Source organism: Lactobacillus sp. JM1 (assembly GCF_009834385.1).
Classification (GTDB): Bacteria; Bacillota; Bacilli; order Lactobacillales; family Lactobacillaceae; genus Lactobacillus; species Lactobacillus paragasseri.
Map to the genome: position 1 here is coordinate 772,586 of NZ_CP044412.1, position 16,441 is coordinate 789,026.

Genomic DNA, 16,441 nt, shown 5'->3' on the forward strand with positions numbered 1-16,441 from the left:
ATGAAAGGTATTTTAATCTTTCTAGTTGTTTTTGGGATACTTGTTTTTGTTCATGAATTTGGACATTTTATTGTTGCAAAAAAATGCGGTATTCTGGTTCGTGAATTTTCAATTGGTATGGGACCAAAACTATTTCAAAAAATGCGCGCCAAGACCACTTATACGATAAGATGGCTTCCATTAGGAGGTTATGTGCGTTTAGCTGGTCCTGATGATGCTGCTAAGATTGATCCAGGTACTACTGTAGTTTTGCAGTTAGATAAGCAAAATAAGGTAAAGCGAATCGATGCTTCTGGATCTCAAATGCCAATTGAAGGTATTCCTGTGCAGGTTAATTTAGCGGATTTGGTAGATGGTCTAATTATTCAAGGCTATGAAAATGGAAATGAAGATCAGCTTAAAACATATGCCGTTGATCATGATGTAACGATTATCGAACAAAATGGAACTGAATTATTAATTGCGCCACGTGATACACAATTTCAAGAAGCAAGTGTTGGAAAAAAACTAGCAACTAATTTTGCTGGCCCTTTTATGAATATTTTATTGGGTTTTATTGTATTTATTATTTGGTCTTTAGCAGCTCCTGGTGCTCCGACTACAACAGTAGGAAGTACAATTGCTAATCAACCAGCTCAGGTTGCTGGTATTAAAGCTAATGATCAAATTATTGCAATTAATGACAAGAAGATTAGTAATTTCAATCAAATTGCTTCTGAACTTGCAAAAAGCAAGGGAAAGACTGTTGAAGTGACAGTAAAGAGAGAAAACAAAGTTAAAGATTTCTCAGTAAAACCCAAAGCTAGAAAAATAGACGGTCAAAGAATTTATCAATTAGGATTTTATGGCAAACCTGACAATAGCCTTGGAGCTAAGCTAAAACGGGGCTGGGATACAAGTATTAGTACTACTGGTTTAATATTTAATGCAGTCGGAAATTTATTTAGACATTTTAGTTTGAATAAGCTTTCTGGCCCAGTTGGTATTTACTCGCAAACAGTTCAAGTTTCAAATATGGGCTTTACGTATTTGCTAGCTTTTTTAGCAATGATTTCTATCAATTTAGGAATTGTAAACTTAATCCCAATTCCAGGATTAGATGGTGGTAAGTTGTTACTTAACCTAATTCAGCTAATTATTGGAAAGCCAATTCCTGAAGATAAGGAAGCTATTGTAGATGTAATTGGTTTTGTCATTCTATTACTATTAATCGTTGCTGTAACTGGAAACGATATTTATCGATATTTTATTAAGTAAATTTTTGGAGGAATAAATGCGTCAATCAAAATTTTTTATGCCAACATTAAAAGAGGCACCTTCTGATGCTGTAGCAAAAAGTCATCAATTAATGCTTAGAGGTGGTTATATTCGTCAGGTAACCGCTGGAGTATATGCATACTTACCATTAGGTTATCGCGTATTACGTAAGGCAGAAAATATTATTGAAGAAGAAATGAACAATATTAATGTGCCTGAAATGATTATGCCTCATCTATTGCCTGCTACTCTTTGGCAGGAATCTGGTCGTTATAAAAAATATGGCGCAGAAATGTTTAAACTTCAAGATCGTCATGGCCGTGAAAGTTTGCTTGGACCTACACATGAAGAAACTTTTACTGAAATTGTTGCCAAGAATTTGAAGAGCTATAAGCAAATGCCACTTGCTTTGTATCAAATTCAGACAAAATTCCGTGATGAAAATCGTCCTCGCTTTGGTCTTCTTCGCGGCAGAGAATTCGTTATGCTTGATGGATATAGTTTTGCTGCAACTCGTGAACAACTAGATGAACAGTTTGATGATCAAAAGGGTGCATATTTAAAGATCTTTAATCGTGCTGGTGTGACTGTTCACCCAGTTATTGCTGACTCTGGTACAATGGGCGGAAAGAACTCAACTGAGTTTCAAGCTCCAGCTGCAATTGGTGAAGATACAATTGCTACAAATGAAAAGGGAACTTATGCTGCAAACCTTGAAATGGCTAAAAGTATTGATACCTTTAAGCAGGAACCAGAAGACGCAAAGAAATTAACTAAAGTAGCTACTCCAGGTATGGACACAATTGATAAATTGGCTGAGTTTCTTAAAGTACCAGCTACTAGAATTGTTAAAAGTGTTTTATATATTGCCGATGATCAAAAAGTCTTAGTTTTGATTCGTGGTGATAAAGAAATTAACGAAGTTAAATTAGGTCATGTCTTAGATGCTGACGAAGTAAGAACTGCCAATGCTGATGAACTAGTAGAAATTACTGGTTCGGAAAAAGGCGGTGTAGGACCAATTGGTGCCGACTGGGCTGACAAGATTGTTGCTGATGAAACGGTTAAAGACCTTTATAATGTAGTTGTTGGTGCAAATGAAACTGATTATCAATATCAAAACGCTAATCTAAATCGTGACTTTAAAGTTGATGAATTTGCTGATATTCGTACAGCAAATGAAGGCGAACCAGATCCAGTTGATCATTTACCTTTGAAATTTACTACTAGTATTGAAGTAGGTCATATTTTTAAATTAGGTACTTACTATACAAAGACGATGGGTGCTGATTTCTTAGATAACAATGGTAAGGCAAAGCCTGTAATCATGGGCTCTTACGGAATTGGTGTTACAAGAATGCTTTCCGCAGCAGTTGAACAGCATTTAACTAAGAACGGAATTGCTTGGCCAAAAGAAATTGCTCCGTTTGCGATTCATTTAATTCAAATGAAGATGAAAGATGAAACTCAAACAGAATTGGCTGAAAAACTTGAAAAAGAACTTTCAACTAAGTATGATGTTTTATACGATGATAGAAATGAACGTCCAGGTGTTAAGTTTAATGATGCAGATTTAGTCGGTGCACCATTAAGAATTACAATTGGTCGAAAAGCAAAAGATGGAATTGTAGAAGTTAAGCGTCCAACTGATGAAAAGGCTACGGAAATTAGCATTTCTGATTTGGATGCAATGATTACCAAAGAGTTAGGATAATTTTTGTGGCAAATAAAAACGAACTTTTCAAAAAACTATTAGATCAAATCAAGTTTCCTGATAAGTTTGAAGATAACGATATTGTCCAAAATGGTGAAATTGAAAACGTGGATGTATACGCTAATGAAAGAAAGTGGCAAATCCACGTTTTTTTTGATACACCACTAGATTTTGAAACTTATCGTTCTCTTAATGAACTTATTCATCAAACATTTGAACCGTTTGTAAATGTTGAATTATTAGTCCGGACCAAGGATGGAAATAGTAAAAATTTACCTGAATACTGGACATATGCAATTCACAATTCAACTAATTTGAAACCTGCGGTTCGAGAATTTTTACAAGGACAAGCCCCACATTTAGAAAAAGAAAAATGGTTGATTCCAACCCAAAATAATGTTGTAAACGGGCTTCTTTCTGAACAAGTTTTAGCAGAACTTAATAGCGAATTTAGAAGATATGGCTTTTTTAATATTAAGTTTACTACCAAGGTTGATGAAACTAATATTGATGAGAATCTAAAAAGTTTAGAACAAGTGCAGGCTCAACATGAATCTGCAATGCAGGAATTCTATGAAAAGCAACCAGCTGAACCTAAGAAAAAGATGCCCATTAAAAGTACGAGAATGGGCAGTAATAAGGTTGATAAAAAGGCTAAATTTATTCAGATTCAAGATTTGGAAGATGGAAGCGGTAATGTAGCTATCGAAGGTCACATTTTTAATACCGATATTCATGAATTAAAATCTGGAAGCGTAATTTTTACTGGTGAAATAACTGACTATACTGATTCAATTAGTTTTAAGAAATTCGTTTCTGATAAGGATCAAATTGATTATCTAAAAGGAATTAAGCCTGGTGTTTGGGCTCGTATGCAAGGTTATGCAGCTGACGATCAATATCAGCATGATGTTGTTTTCAATATTCGAAACTTGGAATTAATTGAACATAAGGGTCGAGAAGAAAAGTATGAGGGAGAAGAAAAACGAGTTGAACTGCACCTTCATACAAATATGAGTCAGTTAGATGCAACTAGTACTGCTAGCGATTTTATCAAAACTGCCAAAAAGTTTGGTCAAAAAGCAATCGCAATTACTGACCACGCTGACGTTCAAGCATTCCCAGAAGCATATCATACTGGTGCGAGTGAGAAGATGAAGATCCTGTATGGATATGAAGCTAATATGATTGATGACCATGCTTTGCTCGTGCTTAATCCTACTGAAATGGATTATCGTGATCGTGAATATGTGATTTTTGACGTTGAAACAACAGGTCTTTCTTCAGTGTATGATACTATTATCGAAATTGGTGCTGTTAAGATGAAAAATGGTGAGGTGCTTGAAAGATTTGATGAATTTATTAATCCTCATCATCCTTTAAGTGATACTACTATTAATTTGACATCAATTACTGATGAAATGGTTGGAGCAGCTGATGATGAAAAGGATGTAATTAAGAAATTTAAAGATTTCTATGGAGATCGTCCTTTATGTGGACATAATGTTCAGTTTGATGTAGGTTTTGTAAACGCTGCTTTACGTCGTGCGGGCTTAGATGAAATTTCTCAACCTGTTGTTGATACTCTTGAAGTTTCAAGATTGCTGCATCCTGAACAGACTCGACATACTCTTGATTCGCTAGCCAAAAAATATAATGTTGTTTTGGAGCATCACCACCGAGCTAACCAAGATGCTGAAGCTACAGGATATTTAATGTTTAAGCTACTTGATGCTTTTAATGCTCGTTTCCATGAAGCTGATTTAGGTAAGATGAATGACTATGCAAAGTATGGTCAAGTATATAAAAGAGCTAAGCCTAGCCATATGAGTGTTCTTGCTTTAAACCAAGAGGGCTTAAAGAATATGTACAAGCTTGTTTCACTAGCAAGCACTAAATACTTCTATCGGATACCTAGAACGCCTAAGTCCGAACTAAGAAAATATCATAAGGGTTTATTGTTTGGTAGTGGTTGCTGGCAAGGTGATGTGTTCATTTCAATGATGCAAAAGGGATATGATGAGGCGCGCGAAAAGGCTCGCTTTTACGACTATCTTGAGGTACAACCACCTGCATCTTACCAGACGCTAATTGACGATGATTTAATTAAAGATGAAGCTGAATTGCATGAAATTATTCAAAATATCTACAAATTAGGTAAAGAATTGAATAAACCAGTTGTTGCAACTGGTGACTCGCATTATGTTGAGCCCCATGAAGCTATTTATCGCAAAATTTTATTAGCTGCCCAAAAATCAAATCCTAATCGTAATAAGAATTTACCTGATTTACATTTTTATTCTACTCAAGAAATGCTGGATGCTTTTAGCTTTTTAGGAGAAGATGTTGCTAAAGAAATTGTAATTGAGAATACAAATAAGTTAGCAGATCAAATTGAAGAAATTGCTCCTATTAAGAGTGGCTTATATCCGCCACATATTGAAAATGCAGATCAAGAAATGAAAGATCTGACTTACAACAAGGCTTATGAGTTGTATGGAAAACCGTTACCTAAGATTGTAGAGGACAGAATTGAACTTGAATTAAATTCGATTATTTCTAACGGATATGCTGTTATTTATCTTATTTCTCAGCGTCTTGTTGCCAAATCAAATAAAGATGGATATTTGGTAGGCTCTCGTGGATCGGTTGGTTCTAGTTTGGTAGCGACGATGTCTGGAATTACTGAAGTTAATCCTTTAGCTCCACATTATCGTTGTCCTAAATGTAAATATTCTAAATTTTTTGAAAATGGGGAATATGGATCTGGTTACGACTTACCTGATAAAGATTGCCCTAAGTGCGGAACTCCCTTAGTAAAAGATGGACAGGATATCCCATTTGCTACTTTCTTAGGTTTCCACGGAGATAAGGTTCCTGATATCGATTTGAACTTTTCTGGAGACTATCAGCCAGTTGCTCATAATTATATTCGTGTGATGTTTGGTCCAGATAATTCGTTTAGAGCGGGTACTATTGCGACTGTTGCTGATAAGACGGCATATGGATATGTGAAGCATTATGAAGATGAAAATGAATTGCATCTAAGAAATGCTGAGCTTGACCGTTTAGCTGCTGGTGCTTCCGGCGTAAAGAGAACAACTGGGCAGCACCCAGCCGGTATTGTTGTTGTGCCAGATAATATGGATATTTATGACTTTACTCCTGTGCAGTATCCTGCTGATGATTTAAATGCGGCTTGGCTTACAACGCACTTTGACTTCCACTCTATTCACGATAATATTTTGAAATTCGATATTCTAGGGCATGATGACCCAACTATGATCAGAATGCTGCAAGATTTATCAGGAATTGACCCATTAACTATTCCACCTGATGATCCAGGAGTAATGTCCTTATTTTCAAGTCCAGAAATTTTAGGTGTTACCCCTGAGCAAATTCAGTCAAAGACTGGTACTTTGGGCGTGCCAGAATTTGGAACAAAATTTGTTCGCGGAATGCTTGAAGAAACAAAGCCAACAACTTTTTCAGAATTATTGCAGATTTCGGGTTTGTCTCACGGGACTGATGTATGGTTAGGAAATGCAGAAGATTTAATTAATAACGGCACTTGCAAGCTAAAGAACGTAATTGGTTGTCGTGATAACATCATGATGGACTTAATTCACTGGGGAGTAAAACCAGAAGTTGCTTTCTTTACCATGGAATCTGTACGTCACGGTAAGGGAATCAGTGATGAAAACATGGAAATTTTGAAGAAAAATGATAAGATTCCTGACTGGTACATTCCTTCTTGTTTGAAGATTAAGTATATGTTTCCGAAGGCTCATGCTACGGCTTATATTTTAATGGCACTTAGAATTGCCTGGTTTAAGGTATATTATCCAGTGATTTATTATGCTTCTTATTTCTCAGTTCGTGCTGATTTGTTTGATTTAGTCGCAATGAGCCATGGAAAAAATACAGTAAAGGCTGCAATGAAGGAAATCCAAGATAAAGGAATGGATGTTTCTGCTAAGGATAAGTCGTTACTTACTGTTCTTGAAATTGCAAACGAATGTTTAGAACGTGGTATAAAAATTAAGATGGTCGATGTAAATGAATCTGAAGCAATGGACTTTAAGATTATTGATGATCATACTATTCTAGCTCCGTTTAATGCAGTTCCAGGTTTAGGTGATAATGCTGCTAAGCAAATTGTTGCTGCCCGTGCAGAGCAAAAGTTTCTTTCAAAAGAAGATCTTGCAACACGCGGAAAAGTATCACAAACAATTATGGAATATTTTGAGAATAATGGAGTTCTTGAAGGAATGCCAGATCAAAATCAATTGTCACTATTTTAGCGTGTTAATTTACAAATATTAGTAAATATGCTATTCTAAGAACGAAGTTCGAATAGCAAATTCGAGTGAGCAGCAATGCTCACTCTTTTTATTACGGAGGAAGAGATTTGACAAAAGTTACCGAATTGGTGGCAGACGTAGTTACGCCTTTAGCTGAAGCAAGAGGCGATGAACTGGTCGATGTTGAATATGTAAAGGAAAAAAAGCAATATTATCTTCGCATTTATGTTGATCGTCGCCCAGGCGGAATCGATATTGAAGAGATCGCAAATTTGAGTGAATTGGTATCAGAAAAGTTAGATGAATTAGATCCTGATCCTTTTCCTGAGCCGTATATTTTAGAGCTTTCATCTCCTGGTTTAGAGCGTCCAATCAAAAATGAAAAAGATTGGGAGCGCGCCAAAGGATCATACATTCATGTTAGTCTTTATCAAAAAATTGATGGGGAAAAGACTTATGAAGGTACTTTAAAAGATCTCAATCAAGATCAGATCGTCTTAGAAGTAAAGATCAAAACACGACGCAAAGAAATAACAATCCCTCGAAAGACGATTGCCTCTAGTCGCTTTGCAGTTGAATTTTAGAAAGGATGATCAAAAACTTATGTCTAAAGAAATGGTGGAAGCTTTTGCAACCTTAGAAAAAGAAAAAGGCATCAAGCAAGAAATTATTGTTGATGCAATCAAGGCTGCTTTAGTAGCTGCATATAAGAAAAATTATAATCAAGCTCAAAATGTAGAAGTTGTTTTTGATGAAAAGAAAGGCAATTTCAAGGTTAATGCAATTAAGACAGTTGTCGATGAAGTTCAAGATAGTCGTCTTGAAGTGAGTCTTAAAGATGCACTTGAAATTAATCGTGCGTATGAAGTTGGCGATGAAATCCGCTTTGAAGTAACTCCTAAAGATTTCGGCCGTTTAGCTGCACAAACCGCTAAACAAGTTATCATGCAACGTTTACGTGAGGCTGAAAGAGAACATATCATTAGTGAGTATTCTCAATATAAGGATGAAATTGTTACTGGTACAGTTGAAAGACGTGATAATCGCTTTGTTTACGTAAAGATTGGTAACGTTGAAGCTGTAATGCCACATAATGATCAATTACCAGGTGAGAATTATAATCCTCAAGATAAAGTTCGCGTTTTAGTAACTAGAGTAGGGTCCGATTCAAAAGGAGCTCAAATTACTGTTTCAAGAACTGCACCTGATTTAGTAAAACGTCTCTTTGAACAAGAAGTTCCAGAAGTTTATGATGGGACTGTAGAGATTGTATCAATTGCTCGTGAAGCGGGTGACAGGACTAAGATTGCTGTTAAGAGTAATGATCCTGATATTGATCCAGTTGGTACCTTAGTGGGACCAAAAGGAGCTCGGGTTCAAAATATTGTTAACGAATTAGGCGGAGAAAATATCGACGTTGTAAAATACGAAGAAAATCCATCTGATTTTATTGCCAATGCTTTGAATCCTGCAGAAGTAATCGCAGTTCAATTTAGTGGTGATGATGATGACAAGAATGCGCTAGTAATTGTTCCTGATTATCAATTGTCTTTAGCTATCGGAAAGCGTGGACAAAATGTTCGCCTTGCAGCCCGTTTGACAGGTTATAAGATTGACATTAAGCCTGAATCTCAAGTCGAATTTGTCGATTCAGAAGGCGATGACGTTGAAACAGATCAAGATATCGATGATAGTAATGAATCATCAAATGAAGAAACTACAGAATCTACTGCTGAACAACTAGAAGAAGATTCAAGCGATGATTTTCCAAATGGGGAAGATGTTGATTCAGCACTAGATGATGATGCAGATAAAGATGAGGAATAGGTGACTTTCTTTGAAAAAAAGAAAAATTCCAATGCGTAAGGATCTATTGACTAATACTATGCAACCTAAAAAAGAATTAGTTCGCGTAGTTGTTGACAAGGATAAAAATATTTCAGTAGATCCAACTGGAAAGAAGTCAGGTCGAGGAGCCTATGTATCTTTAGAACCTGATAAGATTGCTGAAGCGCAAAAAAATCGGGTTTTAGAAAAAAGCCTTGGTGTTAAAGTTTCAGCTGATTTTTATGATGATCTTTATGCATATGTTGATCATCAAAAAGCAAGAAAAGAATTGTTTGGTGATAAATAATTTTGCAAAACAAACAAAAAACTTTGAATTTACTTGGATTAGCGCAAAAAGCTGGAAAGCTAGCGACAGGATTTGATGCAGTAAAAATATCTTTAAGCAAAAATCAAGCAAAGTTAATTTTTATTGGTAGCGATGTGAGTCAGAATACTAAAGATAAGCTTGCTTTTTTGATGCGTAAAAAAGATGTTAAATTAGTTGATGTATTTTCTAGCGCTGAAATAACACACGCACTTGGAAAAGAAAGAAAATTAGTTTCTGTTACAGATTCAGGTTTCAGCAAAGCAATGATAAAGAATTTAAACGAAGGAGTGTGATTTGATGGCTAAAAAACGTATTTATGAAGTAGCGAAAGAATTAGGCATTGAAAACAAAATTGTTGTAAAAAAGGCACAAGATTTGGGTTTTGATGTAAAGAGCCACATGTCCTCCCTAGATGATAAGCAAGTTTCTAAGTTAGTAGATAGTTTTAAGTCTGCTAATACTACTAAGCCATCTACTGAAAAGGATTCTAAAAATTCAAGTCGTAAAGAAAAAACAAAAATAAAAGTTTCTGTAGGTGCAATTCGTCGTCGTGATAATAGAAATGATCATGATAATCGCCATAGTAATAATAAACGCAGAAACAATAAGATTAAAAAGCAGCAAAATGATCGTCGTGCCGAACGAAATAAACCACAAGCAGAGGCTAAATCGGCAGCACGCGATTTATTGAATAAATTTAAGAAGAAGCAACGAGCTGAAGCTAGTGAATTAAATGCTCAGACTGAAGCTTCCCGCCGTAAATGGCATCAAGAACAAAATCCTCAAAGATCAAAGGTTAAAAAAGTGGAAAATACTCGTAAGCCAAAAGAAGAAAAACTCGAAGGAGCTGCAGCTGTAAAAGCTCGTGTACAAGCATCACAAAAACCAGTTGGTCCAAAGATTATAAAACCATCGCCGGCAAGAAACAAGGCAAAGAGACCTACTGTGAAGAAGGTTGAACCGATTGCTCCAGTTGTACCTGCTCCTCAAAAAGAAGAAGCAAAGCCAACTCGCAAAAAGGACTTTACTCGCAAGAAACGTGAAGTACCAGATTATGAACGTGAAAGAAGCGAACATTCTGATAAGGCACGTCGCCGTAGAAATAAGAAAAATAAGCGTATTAATCAAAGTAAAGAAGTTAAGAAGCAGCCAACCCAAAGAAAGGAACGTCCATTGCCAGAAACATTAGTTTATGAAGAAGGCATGAATGCTCAAGATTTAGGAAAACTTCTCCATAGAGAGCCTGCAGAAATTGTTAAAAAGCTCTTTATGCTTGGTGTCATGACTAACCAAAATCAGTCTTTAGACAAAGACACTATTGAACTCTTAGCAGCTGAATATGGTATTGAAGCACAAGAAAAAGTGCATGAAGATATTTCAGATATCGATACTTTGTATACTAAAGAAATGGAAGAATCCAAAGCTTCTAAGCATCAAGAAAAACGTCCTCCAGTTGTTACAATTATGGGACACGTTGACCATGGTAAGACTACTTTACTTGATAGATTGCGTCATACTAACGTTTCTGAACATGAAGCAGGTGGTATTACCCAAAAGATTGGTGCTTACCAAGTACGAATCGATGATCGTTTGATTACTTTCTTAGATACTCCAGGACACGCAGCCTTTTCTAACATGCGTGCTCGTGGTGCTGAAATTACTGATATTGTTGTTTTAGTAGTTGCAGCTGATGATGGTGTAATGCCACAAACAATTGAAGCCATTGATCATGCTAAAAGTGCCGGTGTACCAATTATCGTTGCTGTTAACAAGATTGATAAGCCAGGTGCAAATCCAGATCACGTCATGGAACAACTTATGAAATATGGTTTAGTTCCTGAAGACTGGGGTGGCGATACAATCTTTGTTAAGATTTCTGCTAAGACAGGTAAAAATGTTGAAGAACTCTTGCAAATGATCTTGCTTCAAGCTGATGTTATGGAACTTAAAGCTGATCCTGATCAAAAGGCGATTGGTACTGTAATTGAAGCTCGTCTTGACAAAGGCCGTGGTTCAGTTGCCGACGTATTAGTTCAACAAGGTACTTTAAAGGTTGGAGATCCAATTGTTGTTGGCGATACGTTTGGTCGTGTTCGTGTTATGACTAACGATAAGGGACGTAGAGTTAAAAAGGCAACTCCATCTGCTCCTGTTGAAATTACCGGTTTAAACGATGTTCCAGAAGCAGCCGATAAGTTAGTGGTCTTTGAAGATGAAAAGACGGCTAGAAGTGTTGGTGAACAACGTGCTAAGAATGCTTTAGAGAAACAACGTGAAAATGTCCAACATATTACTTTGGATAATTTGTTTGACACAATGAAGAAAGAAAATATGAAGGAAGTTGACATCGTTCTAAAGGCCGATGTTCAAGGTTCAGCTGAAGCATTGCAACAATCTCTTGAAAAGATTGAAGTTGAGGGCGTAAGAGTTAACATTATTCACTCTGGTGTTGGTGCAATCAATGAATCTGATGTTACATTAGCTGGTGCTTCAAATGCATTTATCGTTGGATTTAATGTTAGACCAACTAATACCGCTAAGAGTCAAGCAGATGCTGAAGGTGTAGATATTCGTCTTTATAACATTATTTACAAGGTTATGGATGATGTTGAAGCTGCTATGAAGGGTATGCTTGAACCTACATACGAAGAAAAGGTCACTGGAAACTTAACTGTTCGTGAAACTTGGAAGGTATCTAAGATTGGTACAATTGCTGGTGCTTTTGTTGATAATGGATATGTTACTAGAGATTCCGGTATTCGTGTAATTCGTGACGGTATTGTGAAATACGATGGAAAAGTTGCATCTCTTAAGCGTTTCAAGGATGATGTCAAGGAAGTTAAGCAAGGATTCGATTGTGGTATCACAATTGAAAACTTTAACGATATTAAGGTTGACGATCAACTTGAAGCCTACGAAATGCAAGAGGTACCTGTAAAATAGGCATCTTTTTTCACAAAAAGGAGCTTAATTATGAAACATAGAATTGGTCGTGTAGAAGGCGAGATCCTACGTGAACTAACAAAAATTTTACGTAAAGATATTCGTGACCCACGTTTAAGTGATATTACAATTACAGCTGTAGAATGCACAAATGATTTGTCATATGCAACTATTTACTACAGCTTGTTAACAGAAGACCCAGCAAAGGAAAAAGAAGTAGCTGAAGGACTTGATAAAGCAAAAGGAATGATGCGTCACTTGCTTGGTCAAACCTTGACTGTTTATAAAGTTCCTGAGTTGATTTTTAAACGTGATACTTCTGTTGCTTATGGTTCAAAAATTGATAATTTAATTAACCAAGTAAAGAAGCAAGATCAAGAACGTGAAAATAAGAATAAGTAAAAAGGCGCCGAAAGGCGTCTTTTATTTTGGAGATTAAGATATGCTGAATGGAATTGTAGTAGTAAATAAGCCACGTGGGGTAACAAGCAGTGATTGTGTTTATAAGTTAAGAAAGATACTTCAAATTAGAAAAATTGGACATGCTGGCACGCTTGATCCTGAAGTAAATGGCGTATTACCAATTGCTATTGGACAAGCCACGAAATTGATCGAACTGATGCATGAAAAGCCCAAATCTTATATTGGAAGTGGAATGTTTGGACGGTCAACTGATAGCTATGATTTAGATGGTAAAACTATTGCTGAAGAAAAAATAATTACACCATTTACAAAAAGTGAGATTATTGCTGGAATGAAACAGTTAACAGGGAAGCTTGAACAGGTCCCTCCAATTTATTCAGCTGTAAGAGTAAATGGTAAAAGACTTTATGAATATGCTCGAGAAAATATTCCAGTTGAACGTCCCAAGAGAAAAGTCAATGTTTATAGTTATGAATTAACAAAAGATCCTGAGTACGATCCACTGGAAAAAACGGAAAGCTTTGATTTTGCAATTCGTTGCTCTAAAGGAACCTATGTCAGGTCATTAGTAAATGATCTGGGTGAAAAATTAGGTGTTCCTGCTGTAATGACTAGTCTTACCCGAACTAGTAGTTCAGGCTATGACTTAAATCAAGCTGTAGATTTAGAAACAATTGAAGCAGAAGTAGATACTCCTGAAAAATGGCTTCAGCCAATTGATAGTTTTTTTGCTGAATTACCTCAACTTCAACTTTCGCCGGATCAATTTAAGCGGGTCTCAAACGGTGCAAGTATCAATTTAAATACCAGTTATGCTAAGGTCGCTTTGGTTTATAATGGTCATATAAAAGCTATTTATCAGCGACAAGGAAAAATCTATCGCCCTGAGATGATGCTTTTAAAAAATGAATAGCGAGAGTAAAAAATGAAAGTAATAACCTTAGATTATCCGATCTCTGCACCTATTACAAATCAAAAGGTAATCTTAACGTTAGGTTTTTTTGATGGGGTGCATATTGGTCATCAGAAACTTATTAAAGATGCAAAATTAATAGCCGAGGAGAAGAAGTTGCCATTAATGGTGATGACTTTTGATAAGCATCCTAAAGAGATATACAAAAATGATCATAAATTTGTTTATTTAGAAACGGCCCATGAAAAAGAACAAAAAATGGAAAAGCTGGGAGTAGATTATTTAGTGATTATTAAATTTACTAAAGAATTTAGTCAGCTTAAACCGCAGGATTTTGTAGATCAAGTAATTATGAAACTTAAAGCAGATACAGTTGTGGTAGGTTTTGATTATACTTATGGTCCAAAAGATATTGCTAATGTAGAAAATCTTCCCAAGTTTGCGCGAGGTAGGTTTCAAATTGTAGTGGAGCCTAGACAATCTATTGATAAAATTAAAGTTGGTTCCACCTACATTAGAAAGGCAATCCAAGGTGGAAATGTTGAATTAGCGGCTGCCTTACTAGGACAACCATATGAAACTTCAGGTATTATTGTTCATGGGTTTAGAAGAGGACATAAAATAGGCTTCCCGACTGCTAATCTTGATATTTCTGATGCTAAAGTTTTACCAGCTGAGGGAGTTTATGCAACCAGGGCTAAAATAAATGGAAAATGGCATGATGCTATGACTAGTGTTGGTTACAACGAAACTTTTAAAACAAACCACGGTTTAACAATTGAAACGAATATTTTTAATTTCGATGAGGAAGCATATGGTGAACCATTAACTTTAGCGTGGTACAAGTTTATACGTTCAAATAAAAAATTTTCTGGAATTGAAGAATTATCACGTCAACTAGACCAAGATAAACGAAATATAAAGCAATATTTCTATGATTTAGAAAAATAATTATTTAGATCTATCTTTTTATAATTAATGTGATAAAATGTCTTTATCAATTGAAATCTAATATTGAAAGAAGGTTACGCCATTGCGTTTTTAATCTTGCAAAATAGCATAGTTGAATTTTAATAATTATTTTCTCTTTTAGAGGGGACAACTGTGCACTTTTGACAAGATTGAACGTAGATGGAATATCTTCTTTTTTGCTTAATAAGGAGAAAGTCTGCACTTGTCAAAAGTGTAGGCTTTTTTCGTGAGGTGATTATATGAGCAATATTAAGATTTCAAACCTTTCTTTTAAATATTCCGACAGTAGTGAAAATATTTTTAATAATTTAAATTTAGATTTGGATAGTAGTTGGCAATTAGGACTTGTAGGCAGAAATGGTAGAGGAAAGACAACATTCTTGAATCTGTTACGTGGAAAATTGCAAGGAACAGGAGCCATCAAAGCTAACCTTGAATTTAATTACTTTCCTCTTTATGTAGAAAATGAAGAACAATTAACTCTCTATGCTTTAGAAGAACAAGTTCAATTTGACCGGTGGGAACTTGAACGTGAATTGAATTTAATGCAAGTAGACGCTAATCTTATTTGGCAACCTTTTAATACTTTAAGTGGAGGGGAGCAAACTAAGATATTATTAGCTCTATCTTTTATTAATAAGGATGCTTTTCCATTAATTGACGAACCAACGAATCATTTAGATGAAGAGTCGCGAAAACAAGTGGTTAGATATTTGCAAAAACATTCGCAAGGTTATATTGTTGTGAGTCGTGATCGAGATTTTTTAAATCAGGTAACTAATCATGTTCTTGCAATTGAAAATACAGAGATTCATTTATATCAGGGAAATTATGCAAGCTATGAAGATACTAAAGAGAAGCGTGATAAGTTTAACCAGGAGAAAAATGAAAAACTCCGTGGTCAAATTAAAACTTTAAATGCAAGTAGACAACGTATTAAAGGATATTCACTTCAATCAGAAAATAATAAAAAAGCTAGTGCACATAAGAATGAAATTCATGCAGATATTAATAAGGGATTTTTTGGTCATAAGGCTGCTAAGATAATGAAAAGATCAAAAAATATTGAAAGAAGGATGAATAAAGATATCCAAGATAGAAAAGGTTTAATAAGGAATGTTGAATCTGTGCCAGAATTAGAGATGAATTTTCAACCAAACTATCACTCGACTTTATTAGAAACTCGGCATTTAGATTTGAAAGTTCAAGATAAAAAGTTATTTAAAGACCTAAATTTAATTGTTAAAAAACGAGGAATTGTTTCCCTTGAAGGAAAAAATGGATCGGGAAAATCTACTTTTTTGAAAAGTGTTTTAAATAAAAATATAGATGTAACTTATCAAGGAATTTTAAGTTTAACTAATGGTTTAAAAATTTCCTATTTACCACAAAATTTTGTAGAATATTCAGGCACTTTGGCAGAATTTGTTCAAAAGGAACATTTGTCTTATGAGAAAATGCTTAATATGCTTAGAAAAATGGGTTTTCCTAGAACAAGTTTTGAGACGAGAATTGAAGAAATGAGCATGGGGCAGCAAAAAAGAGTGGCCATTGCTAAGTCATTAGTTGAAGAGGCTGACCTTTATCTGTGGGATGAGCCAGCAAATTACCTAGATGTGTTTAACCAAGATCAATTAATTGATGTTTTAAAGAAGGTCAAACCAGCGATGCTTTTAGTTGAGCATGATGAGTATTTTATTAGTCAAGTAGCAAGTAAACGGATAAAATTAAAGGTAGATGACTAGCAGATTGTATAGAAA

12 protein-coding genes are annotated in these 16,441 nt (G+C 35.4%); all 12 read left to right on the plus strand.

Annotated features, from left to right (window positions below; all coding sequences use genetic code 11):
- Positions 1–1,257, plus strand: a complete 1,257-nt coding sequence (rseP, locus tag F3I00_RS03945) for an RIP metalloprotease RseP (RefSeq protein ID WP_020806916.1) — start codon at positions 1–3, stop codon at positions 1,255–1,257.
- Between the two features lie 16 nt (positions 1,258–1,273).
- The gene (locus tag F3I00_RS03950; RefSeq protein WP_020806915.1) at positions 1,274–2,971 is read left to right on the plus strand and encodes a proline--tRNA ligase; all 1,698 of its coding nucleotides are present in this window, start codon (positions 1,274–1,276) and stop codon (positions 2,969–2,971) included.
- A gap of 5 nt (positions 2,972–2,976) precedes the next feature.
- Complete coding sequence (locus tag F3I00_RS03955; protein ID WP_020806914.1) at positions 2,977–7,275, plus strand: PolC-type DNA polymerase III; 4,299 nt, start codon at positions 2,977–2,979, stop codon at positions 7,273–7,275.
- Between the two features lie 107 nt (positions 7,276–7,382).
- Positions 7,383–7,859 carry a ribosome maturation factor RimP gene (gene rimP / locus F3I00_RS03960; protein WP_020806913.1) on the plus strand — a complete coding sequence of 159 codons (477 nt, stop codon included), beginning with the start codon at positions 7,383–7,385 and terminating at the stop codon, positions 7,857–7,859.
- 19 nt (positions 7,860–7,878) lie between these two features.
- A complete protein-coding gene (gene nusA, locus F3I00_RS03965) occupies positions 7,879–9,102 on the plus strand; it encodes a transcription termination factor NusA (RefSeq protein ID WP_020806912.1) in 1,224 nt (407 codons plus the stop codon).
- Between the two features lie 10 nt (positions 9,103–9,112).
- Positions 9,113–9,409, plus strand: coding sequence for an RNase P modulator RnpM (rnpM, locus tag F3I00_RS03970; RefSeq protein WP_020806911.1), 297 nt, complete (start codon positions 9,113–9,115; stop codon positions 9,407–9,409).
- A gap of 2 nt (positions 9,410–9,411) precedes the next feature.
- Positions 9,412–9,723, plus strand: a complete 312-nt coding sequence (locus tag F3I00_RS03975) for a ribosomal L7Ae/L30e/S12e/Gadd45 family protein (RefSeq protein ID WP_020806910.1) — start codon at positions 9,412–9,414, stop codon at positions 9,721–9,723.
- A gap of 4 nt (positions 9,724–9,727) precedes the next feature.
- On the plus strand, positions 9,728–12,373 hold the full coding sequence (infB, locus tag F3I00_RS03980; RefSeq protein WP_020806909.1) for a translation initiation factor IF-2: 2,646 nt from the start codon (positions 9,728–9,730) through the stop codon (positions 12,371–12,373).
- 30 nt (positions 12,374–12,403) lie between these two features.
- Positions 12,404–12,775, plus strand: a complete 372-nt coding sequence (locus F3I00_RS03985) for a ribosome-binding factor A (protein ID WP_003647478.1) — start codon at positions 12,404–12,406, stop codon at positions 12,773–12,775.
- Between the two features lie 40 nt (positions 12,776–12,815).
- The gene (truB, locus tag F3I00_RS03990) at positions 12,816–13,709 is read left to right on the plus strand and encodes a tRNA pseudouridine(55) synthase TruB (protein ID WP_020806908.1); all 894 of its coding nucleotides are present in this window, start codon (positions 12,816–12,818) and stop codon (positions 13,707–13,709) included.
- A gap of 12 nt (positions 13,710–13,721) precedes the next feature.
- Positions 13,722–14,660, plus strand: coding sequence for a riboflavin biosynthesis protein RibF (gene ribF, locus F3I00_RS03995; RefSeq protein ID WP_020806907.1), 939 nt, complete (start codon positions 13,722–13,724; stop codon positions 14,658–14,660).
- Positions 14,661–14,920: 260 nt separating this feature from the next.
- Positions 14,921–16,426 carry a ribosomal protection-like ABC-F family protein gene (gene abc-f / locus F3I00_RS04000; protein WP_159310990.1) on the plus strand — a complete coding sequence of 502 codons (1,506 nt, stop codon included), beginning with the start codon at positions 14,921–14,923 and terminating at the stop codon, positions 16,424–16,426.
- Positions 16,427–16,441: the final 15 nt, after the last annotated feature.

Coding starts and splice junctions, on each gene's coding strand:
- rseP (WP_020806916.1), top strand. CDS start 1: ATGAAAGGTATTTTAATCTTTCTAGTTGTTTTTGGGATACTTGTTTTT.
- F3I00_RS03950 (WP_020806915.1), top strand. CDS start 1,274: ATGCGTCAATCAAAATTTTTTATGCCAACATTAAAAGAGGCACCTTCT.
- nusA (WP_020806912.1), top strand. CDS start 7,879: ATGTCTAAAGAAATGGTGGAAGCTTTTGCAACCTTAGAAAAAGAAAAA.
- infB (WP_020806909.1), top strand. CDS start 9,728: ATGGCTAAAAAACGTATTTATGAAGTAGCGAAAGAATTAGGCATTGAA.
- F3I00_RS03985 (WP_003647478.1), top strand. CDS start 12,404: ATGAAACATAGAATTGGTCGTGTAGAAGGCGAGATCCTACGTGAACTA.
- truB (WP_020806908.1), top strand. CDS start 12,816: ATGCTGAATGGAATTGTAGTAGTAAATAAGCCACGTGGGGTAACAAGC.
- ribF (WP_020806907.1), top strand. CDS start 13,722: ATGAAAGTAATAACCTTAGATTATCCGATCTCTGCACCTATTACAAAT.
- abc-f (WP_159310990.1), top strand. CDS start 14,921: ATGAGCAATATTAAGATTTCAAACCTTTCTTTTAAATATTCCGACAGT.